General features: G+C 65.5%; 14 protein-coding genes. 10 read left to right on the top strand and 4 right to left on the bottom strand.

Translation table 11 applies throughout. The features are described from left to right. Window positions 1-35 precede the first annotated feature (35 nt). The 3 genes from SOM28_RS21400 (at window position 36) to SOM28_RS21390 (ending at window position 3,212) form a co-directional block, all read left to right on the top strand. On the top strand, window positions 36-506 hold the full coding sequence (locus SOM28_RS21400; RefSeq protein WP_320469378.1) for a GyrI-like domain-containing protein: 471 nt from the start codon (window positions 36-38) through the stop codon (window positions 504-506). A gap of 258 nt (window positions 507-764) precedes the next feature. After that, complete coding sequence (locus SOM28_RS21395; RefSeq protein WP_320469377.1) at window positions 765-2,432, top strand: acid phosphatase; 1,668 nt, start codon at window positions 765-767, stop codon at window positions 2,430-2,432. A gap of 135 nt (window positions 2,433-2,567) precedes the next feature. Next, window positions 2,568-3,212 (top strand): DUF4142 domain-containing protein, encoded by a 645-nt coding sequence (locus SOM28_RS21390; RefSeq protein ID WP_123068985.1) that lies wholly within the window; start codon window positions 2,568-2,570, stop codon window positions 3,210-3,212. A 7-nt stretch (window positions 3,213-3,219) separates the two neighbouring features. On the opposite strand, the gene SOM28_RS21385 is transcribed toward SOM28_RS21390, so the two are convergent. After that, window positions 3,220-3,795 carry an FMN-binding negative transcriptional regulator gene (locus SOM28_RS21385; RefSeq protein WP_229414887.1) on the bottom strand — a complete coding sequence of 192 codons (576 nt, stop codon included), beginning with the start codon at window positions 3,793-3,795 and terminating at the stop codon, window positions 3,220-3,222. Between the two features lie 47 nt (window positions 3,796-3,842). Here SOM28_RS21385 and pdxR point away from each other — a divergent pair, with 47 nt between their 5' ends. Beyond that, entirely contained in the window at window positions 3,843-5,381 is a 1,539-nt protein-coding gene (pdxR, locus tag SOM28_RS21380) for a MocR-like pyridoxine biosynthesis transcription factor PdxR (protein WP_320469376.1), read from the top strand. A 4-nt stretch (window positions 5,382-5,385) separates the two neighbouring features. Here the strand turns inward: pdxR and SOM28_RS21375 are convergent, their stop codons facing one another. Then, on the bottom strand, window positions 5,386-5,985 hold the full coding sequence (locus SOM28_RS21375) for a response regulator transcription factor (RefSeq protein ID WP_123068987.1): 600 nt from the start codon (window positions 5,983-5,985) through the stop codon (window positions 5,386-5,388). Between the two features lie 10 nt (window positions 5,986-5,995). Further along, complete coding sequence (locus SOM28_RS21370; RefSeq protein ID WP_123068988.1) at window positions 5,996-8,125, bottom strand: sensor histidine kinase; 2,130 nt, start codon at window positions 8,123-8,125, stop codon at window positions 5,996-5,998. 154 nt (window positions 8,126-8,279) lie between these two features. Between SOM28_RS21370 and SOM28_RS21365 the strand changes: the two genes are divergently transcribed. Beyond that, a complete protein-coding gene (locus tag SOM28_RS21365) occupies window positions 8,280-9,620 on the top strand; it encodes an MFS transporter (protein ID WP_123068989.1) in 1,341 nt (446 codons plus the stop codon). Window positions 9,621-9,729: 109 nt separating this feature from the next. Here the strand turns inward: SOM28_RS21365 and SOM28_RS26335 are convergent, their stop codons facing one another. Next, window positions 9,730-10,041, bottom strand: coding sequence for an antibiotic biosynthesis monooxygenase family protein (locus tag SOM28_RS26335; protein WP_123068990.1), 312 nt, complete (start codon window positions 10,039-10,041; stop codon window positions 9,730-9,732). Between the two features lie 394 nt (window positions 10,042-10,435). Here SOM28_RS26335 and SOM28_RS21360 point away from each other — a divergent pair, with 394 nt between their 5' ends. From SOM28_RS21360 to mnmC1, 5 genes are all read left to right on the top strand, one after another. Beyond that, complete coding sequence (locus SOM28_RS21360) at window positions 10,436-11,068, top strand: NF038120 family PEP-CTERM protein (protein WP_123068991.1); 633 nt, start codon at window positions 10,436-10,438, stop codon at window positions 11,066-11,068. A gap of 135 nt (window positions 11,069-11,203) precedes the next feature. Continuing rightward, the gene (gene soxR, locus SOM28_RS21355) at window positions 11,204-11,704 is read left to right on the top strand and encodes a redox-sensitive transcriptional activator SoxR (protein ID WP_123068992.1); all 501 of its coding nucleotides are present in this window, start codon (window positions 11,204-11,206) and stop codon (window positions 11,702-11,704) included. Continuing rightward, a complete protein-coding gene (locus SOM28_RS21350; RefSeq protein WP_123068993.1) occupies window positions 11,701-11,964 on the top strand; it encodes an antitoxin Xre/MbcA/ParS toxin-binding domain-containing protein in 264 nt (87 codons plus the stop codon). The genes soxR and SOM28_RS21350 overlap by 4 nt, the downstream gene beginning before the upstream one ends. Beyond that, entirely contained in the window at window positions 11,961-12,527 is a 567-nt protein-coding gene (locus tag SOM28_RS21345) for a DNA-3-methyladenine glycosylase I (protein WP_320469375.1), read from the top strand. The genes SOM28_RS21350 and SOM28_RS21345 overlap by 4 nt, the downstream gene beginning before the upstream one ends. Further along, window positions 12,490-14,199, top strand: coding sequence for an FAD-dependent 5-carboxymethylaminomethyl-2-thiouridine(34) oxidoreductase MnmC1 (gene mnmC1, locus SOM28_RS21340; RefSeq protein WP_229414888.1), 1,710 nt, complete (start codon window positions 12,490-12,492; stop codon window positions 14,197-14,199). Before SOM28_RS21345 ends, mnmC1 begins: the two co-directional genes overlap by 38 nt. Window positions 14,200-14,261 lie beyond the last annotated feature (62 nt).

The raw sequence follows: 14,261 nt of genomic DNA, 5'->3' as shown, positions 1-14,261 counted from the left end.
GCTATAATCTTTTCGTCCATCAGCAAGCCACTATCATGCACATCTCAACCGTTACACTACCTGAAATGAAGCTCGCCGGGCTGCCTGTCGCAGGGCCCGCCTCGGTGCTGGAAACGGAGTTGCCAGAGATCTGGAAATCCTTCCTTGCCCGCGAGGCCGAACTGGGCGAGACCGATGGCCTGCACTATGGCGTGCGCATGCCGCAATACGGCGGCATGAAACTCGAATGCATCGCTGTCGAAGTCTCGGACCTCAACAACCTCCCACCCGGCATGATCGCCATCCGGATCCCGGAACGCCGCTACGCCCTGATGACCCATCGCGGCCCCATGGTGCACGCCCAGGCCAGCACCGTGACCGGCATTGCGACCATGGAGCAACTGGGCATGGAAGAAGACGAGGACGGCATCCGCCTGCAGCGCTACGACCGCCGCTATACGCCGACGGTCGATGACGACACGCGGCCAGACAATGCCTACGACATCCTGATTCCGTTGTACGGCTGAAGCGGAAAGAAAAAATGCAGGCCCACGTAAGGGCCTGCATTAGAGGAATTGGTGCCGGTATGTTTCCCGACCGCCGGCGCCGGTAGGGCGGTTTGCACCGCCGAGTGCCCTTCCCTAGGAGCACTTGCATTGTGCCGTAGAAATGTGACGCCTCTTTGACGCACCACACTTTATTTGTTTGTGATTGTTTCCAATTGTAAATTGCGCGGATAATACTTCCTTTGCGGCCGTCTGGGCCGACAGCAAGAGGAGTGATACGTGCAAGATCAAGAGCGAGAGCAACACTGCGGACCCGAGGCGGCCATCCAGCCAGACAATCCCGCGCGCAGGCGCATCTTCCAGGCTGCGGCTGCGGTCGGCGCCGCCGCCACCTTGCCCGGTGTGAGCCAGGCAGCCGCGGCCAAGCCAGCCGCCAAAGGCTCGCTCGACGCCAAGCTGCGCGCCCGCGTCAAGAACGTGGTCGTGATCTACCTGGAAAACCGCAGCTTCAACAACCTGTTCGCCGACTTCCCCGGCCTGGCCGTGCCCCTGGCGAGCGTGCCGGCAGCCGCCGTCCAGCAGCGCGACCGCGATGGTTCGATCCTGCCAACCTTGCCCAAGGCCTGGGGCGGCGTGGTGCCGGGCCGCCAGAACATCGGCGGCAAGGACTACATCACCACCGAGGCCCAGTCGGCCAAGCTGCCAAACGCGCCGTACAAGCTGACCGATGCGGAGGGCAAGCCACTGCCGGAAGGCGTCATCACGCGCGACCTGGTGCACCAGTTCTACCACAACCAGATGCAGATCAATGGCGGCCGTAACGACGGCTTTGCCGCCTGGTCCGATGCCGGCGGCATGGTGATGGGTTATTACGGCGAGACGGCGAAGAACCTGGGCCTGTACCAGATCGCGCGCGAGTTCACCCTGTGCGACAACTTCTTCATGGCGGCTTTCGGCGGCTCTTACCTGAACCACCAGTTCCTGATCAGCGGCCGCGTGCCCGAATACTTCAATGCGTCCGAAACCGCCGCGAAGAACAAGATCGCGGTGCTGGACGACGGCCCGCAGGGCGTGCGCCTGACGCTGGCCCCCGATTCGCCGGCCTCGGCGCTGGAAGGCAAGCCGAAGTTCGTGCGCAACGGCGCGATGACGCCCGACGGCTATGCCGTCAACACGATGGCGCCGCCCTATCAACCGAGCTGGGTGCGTCCGGCCTTCGACGGCGACCCGCTGCACGCCGATCCTGCGGATGGGTCGACCCTGCCGCCGCAGACCTATGACACGATCGGCGACCTGCTGTCGAAGAAGGGCGTGAGCTGGGCCTGGTATGGCGGCGGCATGCAGGCGGCGCTCGACGGCCGCGGCGCCGGCGAGCGGCCGAACTTCCAGTATCACCACCAACCGTTCAATTACTTCAAGCAGTTTGCACCGGGCACGAAAGAACGCGCGGAACACCTGCGCGACGGCGGCCTGGGCGACAGCCCGATCTCCAACAAGTTCATCGCCGACATCGTCGCCGGCAAGCTGCCGGCGGTGGCCTTCTACAAGCCGCAGGGCAACCTGAACCTGCACGCCGGCTACTCGGACATCGAGTCGGGCGACGCCCACGTCGCCAATATCATCGAGCACCTGAAGAAATCACCGCAATGGAAGGACATGGTGGTGGTGATCACTTTCGACGAAAACGGCGGCTGGTGGGATCACGTGGCGCCGCCGCAGGGCGACCGCTGGGGCCCGGGTTCGCGCATCCCGGCGATCGTGGTGTCGCCGCACGCCAAGCGCGGCGCGGTCGACCACAATTTCTACGACACGACCTCGATCCTGCGCTTCATCACGCGCCTGCACGGCCTGCCGCTGCTCGAGGGTCTGGCCATCCGCAACGCCGCTTTCGAGGCGCGCGGCGCACGTGGGCCGGGCGACCTGACGGCGGCGCTCAGCTTCCGCTGATCGCACCTGCTTCGCTCGAAAGCCAGCCTGTTCGGGCTGGCTTTTTTCTTGTGAAATTGCTTTTCGGCTAACGAGCGCTAGTCTTGAACAGGCAGGACTACACTCGGCTCATCCAAAATCTCAACGGAGAGCGAAATGTCTAAAAATCCCATGATCAAGCGCCTGCTGGCGGTATCGGTTGCCGCCGCCATGTTCGGTGCGGTCGGCGCGCAAGCGCAGACCGGCGAATCCAGCCAGGCCGGCCAGCAATCGGGCAGCAGCGCAACGTCGGCCACCGCCAGCAGCAATGCCAAGCTGGCCAGCGCCGATCGCAAGGCGATCACCGACATGGCGATGTCGAATATGGCTGAGGTTGAAATGGGCAAGCTGGCGCAAAGCAAGAGCCAGAACGCCGAAGTGAAAGCCTTCGCACAAAAAATGGTCGACGATCACGGTAAGGCGCTGACCGAGGTGCAGACCCTGGCCCAGTCCAAGAGCGTGACTCTGCCGACCGAGCTCGACGCCAAGCACAAGGCCATGTCGGCCAAGCTCGAGAAACTGTCGGGCGACGCCTTCGACAAGGCCTATGTCAAGCAGGGCGGCGTCGGTGCGCACAAGGAAACCCTGGCCAAGCTGCAAAAGGCGTCAAAGGGCGCCAAGGATGCTGACGTCAAGGGCCAGGTCGACAAGACGATCCCGGTCGTCCAAGAGCATCTCAAGCATGCCGAGCAACTGGCGCAAGGCAAGTCAAGCAGCACCGGCAGCACCGGCGCTGCTGGCCATACCGGTTCCAGCCACTAAGCGGTTCTCAAGCGAGCTGGGCCTTTGCCACCCGCGGCGGCGGCTCGCTTTTCCATTTCCCCTCGATGCGGTCGATCGTGATCTCGATGCCGACGATGGCGGCCAGCAGCTTGGCCGTGTAATCCGGCGGCGCATCGTCGACCGACCACGGATCCGGCAGCGCCGCTTCCTGATGGTCGGTCTGGCGCTCGACCAGCGCGCGCAGCCAGTCCCGATCGTCGATCGCACGCAGCGTGCCGTGCACGTGCACGACGTTATAGGTCCAGGTCGGCACCACCCGGCCGCCATTTTCTGCCTTTTCAATCCGGTCCGGCGTCGCATAGGCGGACGGTCCGCGAAACACCACCAGCACCCGCTGCCCGGCACGTCGCCACACTGGATTGCCGCGCGCCACGTGGCCGCGCAGCACGCCTTCGTGGACCAGCAGTTCGAACGGCAGGTGATCGGCATCCGGCAGGCCGTCGCGCTGCGTGACCAGCATGCCCAGCGGATGGTCGGCGACCAGGGCATGCATCGGGGCGGACTCGGATTGCGTGAAACGGGCAGGGCAGTACATCGAGACGTTCTCCAGGACGACGATCAAGGCCCATATCGTAGGCCCTGCTTTGGCTTGCTGAAATAGCCAATTCCATGGAAGATGGGCGTACCAATTCTTCGCCATCCGCCATGCACGTCCATGACCTGATCGCCGGCGCCTCGCTCGATCGCAGCAGCGACGTGCCGCTGTTTCGCCAGTTGTACGCCCGCCTGAAAGAGGCGATCCTGCATGGCGCGCTGGCGCCGGGTGCGCGCCTGCCGGCCACGCGCGACTTGTGCCGGCAGCTCGGCGTGTCGCGCCAGACCGTGCTGGCGGCCTACGACCAGCTCACCAGCGAAGGCTATCTGCGCGGCGGCGTGGGGCAGGGCACCTTCGTCGACGAAGCCTTGCCGCTGGCGCGCCAGGCGCCGGCTGCGCCTGGGCTGCTGCGCGCGCTGCCGGAACGCGGCGCGGTGCTGGCGGAGGCCATGGGGACGCGCCGTCTCTACGAGGGCGCGGTGCGCGCCTTCCGCCCCAGCATGCCGGGCCTGGACCTGTTCCCCTTCGACCTGTGGCGCAAGCTCGAAGCGCGCCACCTGCGCCATGCGCAGCGCGGTCCCTACCTCGGCTACGGTCCCGCCAACGGCTACGCCCCGCTGCGCGAGCTGCTGTGCGCCTACCTGCGCGCCTCGCGCGGCGTGGTCTGCACGCCGGAGCAGATCGTCATCACCTCGGGCTCGCAGCAGGCGCTGTATCTGCTGACGCAGCTGCTGCTGGCGCCGGGCGACGAAGTCTGGGTCGAGTCGCCCGGCTACCAGGGCGCCTGTGCGCCGATGCTGGTGGCCGGTGCGCGCATCCGCACCGTGCCGGTGACGAGCGAGGGCATGGACGTGGCCTATGGCGCGCGCCACTATCCCGATGCGCGCCTGGTGTTCGCGACGCCGTCGCACCAGCTGCCGCTGGGCGCGACTATGAGCCTGGCGCGCCGGCTGGAGCTGCTGCGCTGGGCCGCGGCCAAACGCGCCTGGGTGATCGAGGACGACTACGACAGCGAATACCGCTACACCGGCCCGCCGCTGGCCTCGATGCAGAGCCTGGACCGCGCGGGCTGCGTGATCTATGTTGGCACCCTGTCGAAGGTGCTGTTCCCAGCGCTGCGCCTGGGCTATGTGGTGGCGCCGCCGGCGCTGGCCGAGCCGCTGGCGCGCGCCAAGGCGGTGGTCGACATGCACCACGCGATGCTGCCGCAGGCGGTGTTGGCGGACTTCATCGCCGAAGGCCACTTCATGCGTCATATCCGGCGCACGCGCGACGCCTATGCCGAACGGCGCGCGGTGCTGATGGCGGCGCTGGAACACCGGCTCGGCGAGCGTCTGGCCTGCGGGCCGGCCGACGTGGGGCTCGACCTCTGCACGCATTTCAGGCCAGACCGCAAGGGGCGCATTCCGGATGAAGCGAGGGTTGCGCAGGCGGCCCTGGAGGCCGGCATCGAGCTGCGCCCGCTCGGGTATTACGCGAACGCCGCCGCCACGCCTGCCTGCGCGGTAGATCCCGGCCTGCTGCTCGGCTTTTCGGCGGTGAAGCCGGAGGCGATCCGGCAGGGCGTCGAGGCGCTGGCGCGGGTGATCGAGGGCCAATGGCCGCGCAGATAAAAGGCTATCGAAGCCAGGGGTAGGCCGCCAGCCACCTTCCGAGTTCGTTGTCGTTGGCGCATCCCAGCTTATGAAAGATGTTGGCGCGGTGCGTCTCGACCGAGCGCGGGCCGCAGGGCGGCACCAGCACCCGCGCTATCTCCTTGTTGGGCTGCCCCAGGCCGACCAGGCGCGCGACTTCGCGCTCGCGCGGCGTCAATTCTTCCCACAGTCGGCCCGCGTGGCCGCGCGCGCGGGCCTCCGTGATGGCGTCGGGCAGCTTGTCCAGCAATTGCTGGGTGTCCGGCTTGGCCACCCAGTCCCAGGCGCCGCTGCGCACCGCCTCAAGCGCCATCGGGATGTCGCCGTGCCCGGACAGGAACACCGTCACGAGAGGACTGTGTTCGCAGCGTAGGCGCTCGAACACGGCCAGGCCGCTCATACCGCCCATGCGCAGGTCGAGGATCACGCAGCCCGGCTGGCTTGGGTCGACCGCCTCGAGGAAGGCTTCGCCGGAGTCGAAGGCCTGCACCGCCAGCCCCTGCGAGAACAGCAGGAGCAGCATCGAGCGGCGCAGGGCTTCGTCGTCGTCAACGACGTAGAGGGTGAGTGGTGAATCTTTCATGGTGCTGCTTTCAATGAACGATAGGCAGGATGAACGAGAAGGTGGCGCCGCCCTCGGCTTCATTCACCACCGTCATCGACCCACCATGGGCTTCGACAATGGTGCGGCAGATGTTCAGGCCCAGGCCGAGGCCGTCGCGCTTGGTGGTGAAGAAGGGGGCGAAGATCTGGTCGAGCTGCTCGGGCGGGATGCCCGGCCCCTGGTCGCTGACGGCGATGCGGACTCCTTGCGCGACCCGGCAGGTGGCCAGCACGATGCGGCGCCGATGGCGCGGCTGGTCGTGCATGGCCTGCGCCGCGTTGTGGATCAGGTTGACCAGCACCTGCTCCAGCAGGACCTGGTCGCCGCGCACCTTCACGGCGGGGTCTTCCAGCATCACACGCAGCAGCACTCCCTGGCCGTTGAGCTCGGGCCTGAGCAGCGCTTCGACGTGGTCGATCACGGCGCCGATGACGAGGGTGGCGTAGTCGGCGCGCTGAGGGTTGATCATGGCGCGCACCCGCTTGACGATCTCGCTGGCGCGCCGCGATTGCTCGACGATGTCGTCGAGCGCGCCGGTCAGCATGGCGGCTTCGCCCCTGGCGGCAAGGGCGCGCGAGGCGATCGCGAAGTTGGACAGCGCCATCAGCGGCTGATTCAGTTCGTGAGCCAAAGTGGATGCCATCTCGCCGGCGCTGGCCAGGCGCGCGCTGCGCTGCAGGCGCAGTTCCTGGTCGCGCTGGCGCGCCTCGGCCTGCTTCTGCGCCGTGATATCCACGATCGAACTCATCCACCCGCGGTGCACGCCGTCGGCGTCGATCAGGGGCGCGGTGTACACCATGGTGAGCACGTCGTGTCCGTCCTTGTGGCGGATGCGCGATTCAAAGCCGTGCGGCGCGGCGCGTCCCTGCAGGGCGTCATCGCTATCCCGAGCCTGTTTTTCCAGGTCGTCCGGATGCCAGTAGGGGTAGGGCGGCCGGCAGCCGAGCAATTCGTCCGGGCTGTAGCCGACCATGGCGCAGAAGGCGGGGTTGACGTAGATGATCTTGCCCTCCGGGTCGCGCGCGCGCATGCCGACCAGCAGGGAATCCTCCATCGCCTTGCGGAAGGCGTATTCCTGCTGGAGGTCGCGGGTGCGTTCTTCGACCCGGTGCTCGAGCTCGAGCCGGGCCGACTGCTGCTCGGCATAGCGCCGCTCGCGCAGGCGCCAGTACAGCACGCCCAGCAGCAGCAGGGCCATCGCCAGCGTGCCCAGCGCGAGCGCCAGGCGCCGCGCCTCGCGCACCTCTCGCATGTCCTCGAGGACCGTTAGGGTCCAGCCCAGGCCGGGCAGCGGGGTATCCAGAGCAAGGTAGTCGCGCGCCTTCCCGCCGGTGCTGGTCCTGAGGACGAAGCCCGGCACGTCGTCGCGCACCCGGATCGTCCACGGCAGGACGTCGAAGCGGCGCCGCGCGCCGTACTGGCCGTGGTCCGCGATCCAGGCCGCATCCAGCGCGGACACCGGCCCGACGCTCTTGAACAGCCACTCGGGCACGCCGCTCAGGAACACGACGCCGCGGCTGTCGCGCAGGACCACCGGGTTGGCGCCATCGCGCCAGGTCCGTTCCAGCGGATCGAGGCTGATCTTGACGACCATGACGCCGGTCACGTCGTTCCCCTCGCGCACGGGCTCCGCGATGAACAGGCCGGCCTGGCCGGTGGTCAGGCCCAGGCCGAAGAACAGCCCGCGGCGGCCCTCCACCGCGTCCTCGAAATAGGGACGCTGGCGGTAGGATTCGCCGACGAAGCTCGATGGCAGGTTCCAGTTGCTGGAGGCGATGGTCAGGCCCGCGCGATCGATCAGGAACAGCGCGGTGGCGCCGGTGGTCGTCTGCAGGTCGGCGAAATAGGCATTTACGCGCGACTGCAGCGCGGCGTCATGGGGCGCCTGCAGCAGGTGATGTACGTCGGGATGGCGCGCCGCCGCATGCGGCAGAAAGTCGTGCTTTTCCACCAGGCCGCGCAGGCCGAGTACGTGCGCCGCCGTCGCCTGGTGCAGCGCCTCCATCTTGGCCTGCAGTTCGCGCTGCTCGGCGAACCAGCCGGCGGCGAAGATCAGGGCCAGCGCGCCCGCCACGGCGAGCAGCTTGCGCCAGAGATGTCGTTTGAACAAGGATGACATCGAATAGTCCCTGGCCAAAATAGCCAACAATAGCAGCTGTACAGGCTTCGCGCGGCCTCCTCCGTATTTTTACGGAGGAGGCCGCGCCAATATTGCGGATGTGCCGGCCTCTACCGGTGCCGACAATGGGGTTTCCAGAAGAGGAGACACCTTCATGACAACAACCATCAGCAATCCGGTCGCCGGCACGAAGCCGCAGGCCGCCGAACCCATTTCCGGCGCGCGCCTGCGCGCCATCTTCGTCGGCTCGGCCGGCAACCTGGTCGAGTGGTTCGACTTCTACTGCTACGCGGCCTTCGCCCTGTACTTCGCCAATTCCTTCTTTCCGGCCCAGGATCCCACGGCCCAGATGATGTCGACCGCCGGCATCTTCGCCCTGGGCTTCTTCGTGCGTCCGATCGGCGGCATCCTGTTCGGCCACCTGGGCGACCGCCACGGCCGCAAGGTGGCCCTGATGGCGTCGGTGCTGCTGATGTGCGCCGGCTCGCTGCTGATCGCCTGCGCGCCGACCTACGCCACCGCCGGCATCCTGTCGCCATGCATCCTGCTGCTGGCGCGCCTGCTGCAAGGCCTGAGCCTGGGCGGCGAATACGGCGCGAGCGCGACGTACCTGTCGGAGATGGCGGACTCGAAGCGGCGCGGCTTCTACGCCAGCTTCCAGTACGTGACCCTGATCGGCGGCCAGCTGCTGGCCCTGGTGCTGCTGCTGGTGCTGCAGCATTTCCTGCTCACCGACGCCCAGCTGCGTGAGTGGGGCTGGCGCATTCCCTTCGTCTGTGGCGCGCTGCTGGCCCTGATCGCGCTGATGATGCGTCACGATATGCCAGAGACCGACTCGTTCGAGAAGGCGCGCAAGAAGGCCAAGCCGATGGGCGGCCTGAAGCAGCTGGCCCAGCATCCGAGGGAAGTGCTGCTGGTGGTCGGCCTGACCATGGGCGGAACCCTCGCGTTCTACGTCTACACCGTCTACATGCAGAAGTTCCTGCGCCTGTCGGTCGGCCTGACCGACTCGCAAACGACCGCAGTCTCAGCCGCCTCGCTGCTGTTCGCCATGTGCCTGCAGCCGCTGTACGGCGCGCTGTCGGACCGCATCGGCCGCCGCCCGCTGCTGGTGGGTTTTGCGCTGCTCGGCACGATCTTCACCGTGCCCCTGCTGACGGCAATCCGCCACGCCAGCGGGCCGTGGGAAGCGTTTGGCCTGATCGCCTGCGCGTGGATCATCGTTTCGGGCTATACCTCGATCAATGCGCTGGTGAAGGCGGAGATGTTCCCGGCGTCGATCCGCGCCACCGGCGTCGGTGTGCCGTATGCGTTCGCGGTGTCCATCTTTGGTGGCACGGCCGAATATGTCGGGTTGTGGTTCAAGTCGGTCGACATGGAGTCTGGCTTCTACTGGTATGTCACCGGCGTCATCGCCTGCACGCTGGTCGTGTGCTGGTTCATGCGCGATACGGCGGCGCATTCGAAGATCGATGCGGAGTTGCGCGGACATTGAACCTGAAAAGGGAACCAATCCTGGCACCAGGACTGCGGTCCTGGTGCGATTGAATACACAGCCCGAACTGGTCACTCGCGCCTGTGAATGCAATCGCAGGCCTGCTCCCTTAGTCGGGAGCTGCCGATATCAAAAGGTCGGCAACGACGTCCCCCCGAAGTGGACCATCTACGAGCTCAGCGAATTCAAGCATCTGGTCTCGTAGCTCGACCATGCGTGCAGTAGGCCCGGCTTGTGCAGACCAGACGAGTTCGGACGGCCACTGCGCATATGCAAAATAGTGGCCGTCCGCGCACCTATGCAAACGCGATCCCAGACCACCTCGCTCGTCGCGTACAAGCTTGGTGAGTTCCAGCCAAGCGTGTTCGAAGTCTCGCTCATGGCCAGAAGCCACTTTCCATCTAAAGTAAATCGCGTGCATGACATCCTGTCGGCTCAAGGTATTAACCTGTTTATAAGCATGGCTGTCATCCTGGTCTCAGAACGGTGGTCGTGTACGTACGCTGTCGACCCAAGCAAGCTTTCCAACCGGTCACTACAGGGACCACCAAACTTCTTTTATTTAATCGCCTCGACCAATTAATAAAGTCGAGACATTCTTGGAATTCATATTGCGCTGTGAATAAAAAAGTTTTCGACAATCAATATATTAGCGCAGTTTGTCGATATTTTTTACAAATACACATTAATACAATTGCAGGATCCTTATCGGTATACGATTTGCATGCGTTGATTCCAACCCGGGCGCCAGGCATGATGGACAAGACTCGTCCGCATGCGGTTTGTTAATCGTTGTCATTTACAAGGAAAGAACGATGATCCGAAAATTAATGATGGCCTTCATGGCAGCTTTTTTGACAAATTCCGCGGTGGCAGCGACGATTGACTTCGAGGCTCAAGACAATGGTCACGATTACTATGATTACAGCTTTATCGAAGACGGTTTCAAGGTGAGTTATTCGCCGGGCGTATTCGGATTTTATATTATCAATGACCCTAATGACCAAGTAGGTATGTGCAGTCCCGCATGCCCTTCCAATGGGACAACTGCATTTTATGCTTTCAATGACAGTAGTGTCACGTTCGAGCGCGAGAATAAAGGTTTATTCTCTTTCACAGCGCTGGATGTTGCCAAAACATTCACTGGAAACGGTCGTCCCTTGTCCATGACGCTGACTGCGATGGGAGTTAATGGCATCATAACGAGCACCATCTTTTTGGAAGAAAGTCTGGCTGAAACATTCTCGAATTTTAACTTTCAAGAATTCGTCAATATTTCGTCATTAACGATCACGGGCGCGCAAGAATTCCCGGACTTTGCAATCGACAATGTCATCCTCTCTCCAGCGGAGGTTCCAGAACCGGCGTCCTGGGCAATGCTGCTTGCCGGCCTCGGAATCATTGGCGCAGCGCGCCGCCGGAGTTTGTCCAACGGCCTCGCCCAATAGGGGCATCTTCCGATCGCGAGTGGATGACTTCCAGCTCGCGATTACGTCGTCGATCTGACCGCCCATACTTTTTCGCCCGTTGTGATGGAAGCGAGAAAAAGTATAGAATCTCAACTTAACTTGAGGTCAAGCGCAATGACGACGATCGATCCCGACAAGAAAGCCCTCACGGTGGGCGAAGTGGCGCGCCGCAGTGGCGTGGCGGTCTCCACCATCCATTTCTATGAATCGAAAGGCCTGATTAAAGGCTGGCGCACCGACGGCAACCAGCGTCGGTATGCGCGCGAGGTGCTGCGCCATATCGCCATCATCAAGGTGGCGCAGCGCACCGGGATCCCTCTCGAGACGATTCGGGAAAACCTGGCCGGGCTGCCGGAAGGGCGCACGATCAGCGCAAAGGAATGGCGGGTGCTCGGCGCCGGCTGGCGCGCGGAACTCGACGAGCGCATCGCGCGCCTGCAGCGGTTGCGCGACGAACTCGATACCTGTATCGGCTGCGGCTGCCTTTCCCTCGCCGATTGCCCGCTGCGCAACCCAGCCGACAAGCTTGGCGAGGACAGCGCCGGCGCGGTGTTCCTCGATCGTCCTGCCGAGGCGGGGTATGATGAGGTCTCCATCAGCAAGCCGACGCCATGACCGACCCTGAACGCCTCTCCCCCGACTCCATCGCCGCGCTCCAGGCGCGCTTCGACGGCCATTCGCGCAAGGCGCAGGCCTATTACGCCGTCATGCACGAAGCGCGCAAGGTGCTCGGGAACGACGATGCCGCCGATGCCTGGATGAAGGCGCCCCAGCAGGCATTGGACGGCCGCACGCCCGCCGAGCTGGTGGCGGACGGCCGCACCGACGACGTCCTGGCCAGCCTGCGCGGCGCACAACAGGGAGCGACGCGATGACGGTCAAGCGCTGCTCCTGGGCGAACATGGCCAATCCGCGCTACCTCGCCTACCACGACAACGAGTGGGGCGTGCCCTGCCACGACGAGAACACGCTGTTCGAGATGCTCAACCTCGAAGGTGCGCAGGCCGGCCTGTCGTGGGAAACTATCCTGAACAAGCGCGACACCTACCGCGCCGCCTTCGACGGCTGGGATGCGGAAAAGATCGCCGCCTACGATGAGGACAAGAAGGCCGAGCTGCTGCTCAATCCCGGCATCGTGCGCAACCGGCTGAAGGTCGCCGCCGCGATCACCAACGCCAAAGCCTATCTTGCGCTGCGCGAGCAAGGCCTGACGCTCGACGACTACCTGTGGGCCTTCGTCGACGGCAAGCCGATCGTCAACGGCTGGCCGGATCGCGCCCGCCCGGCGCGCACCGAGCTGTCCGACCGCATCTCGAAGGATCTCGCCAAGCGCGGCTTCAAGTTCGTCGGCTCGACCATCGTCTATGCCTATATGCAGGGCATCGGCCTGGTGGACGACCATGACCGCGAGTGCCACTGCCGCAGCAGGCGCCGCTGACATGCATGTGCAGGACCACTGGCGCGGCCGCGCGCGCTACACCGTCTTCGACAGCGAGCATGGCGACGGCAGCCGCTTCGCCACCCTGATCGCGGCTTGGCGCGCCGACCCGCAGCGGCCCGCGCACCTGCACGTGGTGGCGCTCACCGATACCTTGCAGCCGGGCTTTCACCGCGTCCCGCAAGACGACAATAACGTCACGCTCGACCTGGTATCCGCGTCGCTCGAGACCGCGCTGGCCGAACTGAACGCCCACCCCGATTTCATCCTCCTGCACGGCGCGCAGGGCACGGCCTTCGTTCGTCCGCTGGCGCGCCTGGCGGCGCTCGGCGCGCGGCTGGAGTCGCATGGCGTCGATAGCGAACAGCGCGCGGCCTTGAGCGCCCAGGGATTCGCCTTCGATGGCGACGATGCGACCTTCTCGACCCGCAAGCCGCGCCTGCCGTCGACGCCCGAGCCGGACCGGCGCGCGCTGGTGCTGGGTGGCGGCGTCGCCGGTTGCGCTGCGGCCGCGCGCCTGTGCGCGCGGGGCTGGCAGGTCATGCTGATCGAACGTCATCCGCAGGTCGCGATGGAAGCCTCGGGCAACCTGGCCGGCATCTTCATGCCGCTGCTTTCGCGCGACGACAATATCCCGACCCGCCTGACGCGCGCCGCCTACCTGTACGCGCTGCGCCTGTGGGAGCAACTGGGCGGCGTCGGCCGCGCCTTCGACGGCGACGGGTGCGGCGTGCTGCAGCTGGCGCGCGATGCCGGCCATGCGGCCGTGTCGCGCGCGATCGCGGGCGACGGCAAGCTGCCGCCCGACTTCGCGCGCTGGCTCGAACCCATGGAGGCCGAAGCGCTGCTCGGCCTTCCCGCACCGGATGGCGGCTGGCTCTTCCCGCAAGGCGGCTGGGCGCGGCCGGGCAGCGTGTGCGAGGCGCTGCTGGCGTCTTGCGGCGACCTCTTGACGCGGCGTTTCGGCGCCGGCGAGGTGAGCCTCGAGCGCAAGGGCGACGAATGGCAGGCGCGTGGCGCCGATGGCAGTGTCATCGGCCAGGCGCCGACTGTGGTGCTGGCCAGCGGCGCCGGCGCGCGCAAGATGGTGCAGACCCGTGAGCTGCCGCTGCAGGCGCTGCGCGGGCAGGTAACGCACCTGGCGCCGGAGCACGCCCCGCAACTGCCGCTGGTGCTGTGCCGCGAAGCCTATCTGACGCCGTCCGCCCATGGCGTCACCTGCGCCGGCGCGACCTATGACCTCGACGACGATCCGCAATTGCGCGCCGCCAGCCAGGAAGAAAACGTGGCGCGGCTGCGCGGCCTGGTGTCCGATCCGCAGGCCGCCGAGGGCGCGCCGCTGGCGGGCAGGGTGGGTTTCCGCTGCGTGGCGCCGGACCGCCTGCCGCTGGTCGGCCGCCTGCCGGACTTCGCCGCCGTTGGCGCCACCGAAAGGTTGCGCGACGTGCCGCGCCATCCGGGCCTTTACGGCTTGCTGGGCTATGCCTCGCGCGGCCTGATCTGGGCGCCGCTGGCGGCCGAGCTGCTGGCCGCCCAGCTGGAAGGCGAGCCTCTGCCGCTCGAGATGGCCCTGGTCGATGCGCTCGATCCGGCCCGTTTCGTGCTGCGGGCACGGCGCAACAGCCGCCATGGCCCTGAAACTGCGCCAAACGCCACGGATATCGGCCCCTGACCGTTGCGCCGCCGCAAACGTGCGCGCGGAATCGGCATGTGCGGCCAAACTCTGGAATGCCT

The organism is Massilia sp. CFBP9026 (assembly GCF_034045165.1).
Taxonomy (GTDB): Bacteria; Pseudomonadota; Gammaproteobacteria; order Burkholderiales; family Burkholderiaceae_D; genus Telluria; species Telluria arenae.
The sequence above is the reverse complement of the archived record's forward strand: the minus strand, read 5'-3'. Positions and strand labels throughout refer to the sequence as shown.

What these genes read in the sequence shown, in the direction of transcription:
- SOM28_RS21400 (WP_320469378.1), top strand. Translation starts at nt 36, where the DNA reads ATGCACATCTCAACCGTTACACTACCTGAAATGAAGCTCGCCGGGCTG.
- SOM28_RS21390 (WP_123068985.1), top strand. Translation starts at nt 2,568, where the DNA reads ATGTCTAAAAATCCCATGATCAAGCGCCTGCTGGCGGTATCGGTTGCC.
- pdxR (WP_320469376.1), top strand. Translation starts at nt 3,843, where the DNA reads ATGGAAGATGGGCGTACCAATTCTTCGCCATCCGCCATGCACGTCCAT.
- SOM28_RS21375 (WP_123068987.1), bottom strand. Translation starts at nt 5,985, where the DNA reads ATGAAAGATTCACCACTCACCCTCTACGTCGTTGACGACGACGAAGCC.
- SOM28_RS21370 (WP_123068988.1), bottom strand. Translation starts at nt 8,125, where the DNA reads ATGTCATCCTTGTTCAAACGACATCTCTGGCGCAAGCTGCTCGCCGTG.
- SOM28_RS21365 (WP_123068989.1), top strand. Translation starts at nt 8,280, where the DNA reads ATGACAACAACCATCAGCAATCCGGTCGCCGGCACGAAGCCGCAGGCC.
- SOM28_RS26335 (WP_123068990.1), bottom strand. Translation starts at nt 10,041, where the DNA reads ATGCACGCGATTTACTTTAGATGGAAAGTGGCTTCTGGCCATGAGCGA.
- SOM28_RS21360 (WP_123068991.1), top strand. Translation starts at nt 10,436, where the DNA reads ATGATCCGAAAATTAATGATGGCCTTCATGGCAGCTTTTTTGACAAAT.
- soxR (WP_123068992.1), top strand. Translation starts at nt 11,204, where the DNA reads ATGACGACGATCGATCCCGACAAGAAAGCCCTCACGGTGGGCGAAGTG.
- SOM28_RS21350 (WP_123068993.1), top strand. Translation starts at nt 11,701, where the DNA reads ATGACCGACCCTGAACGCCTCTCCCCCGACTCCATCGCCGCGCTCCAG.
- SOM28_RS21345 (WP_320469375.1), top strand. Translation starts at nt 11,961, where the DNA reads ATGACGGTCAAGCGCTGCTCCTGGGCGAACATGGCCAATCCGCGCTAC.
- mnmC1 (WP_229414888.1), top strand. Translation starts at nt 12,490, where the DNA reads ATGACCGCGAGTGCCACTGCCGCAGCAGGCGCCGCTGACATGCATGTG.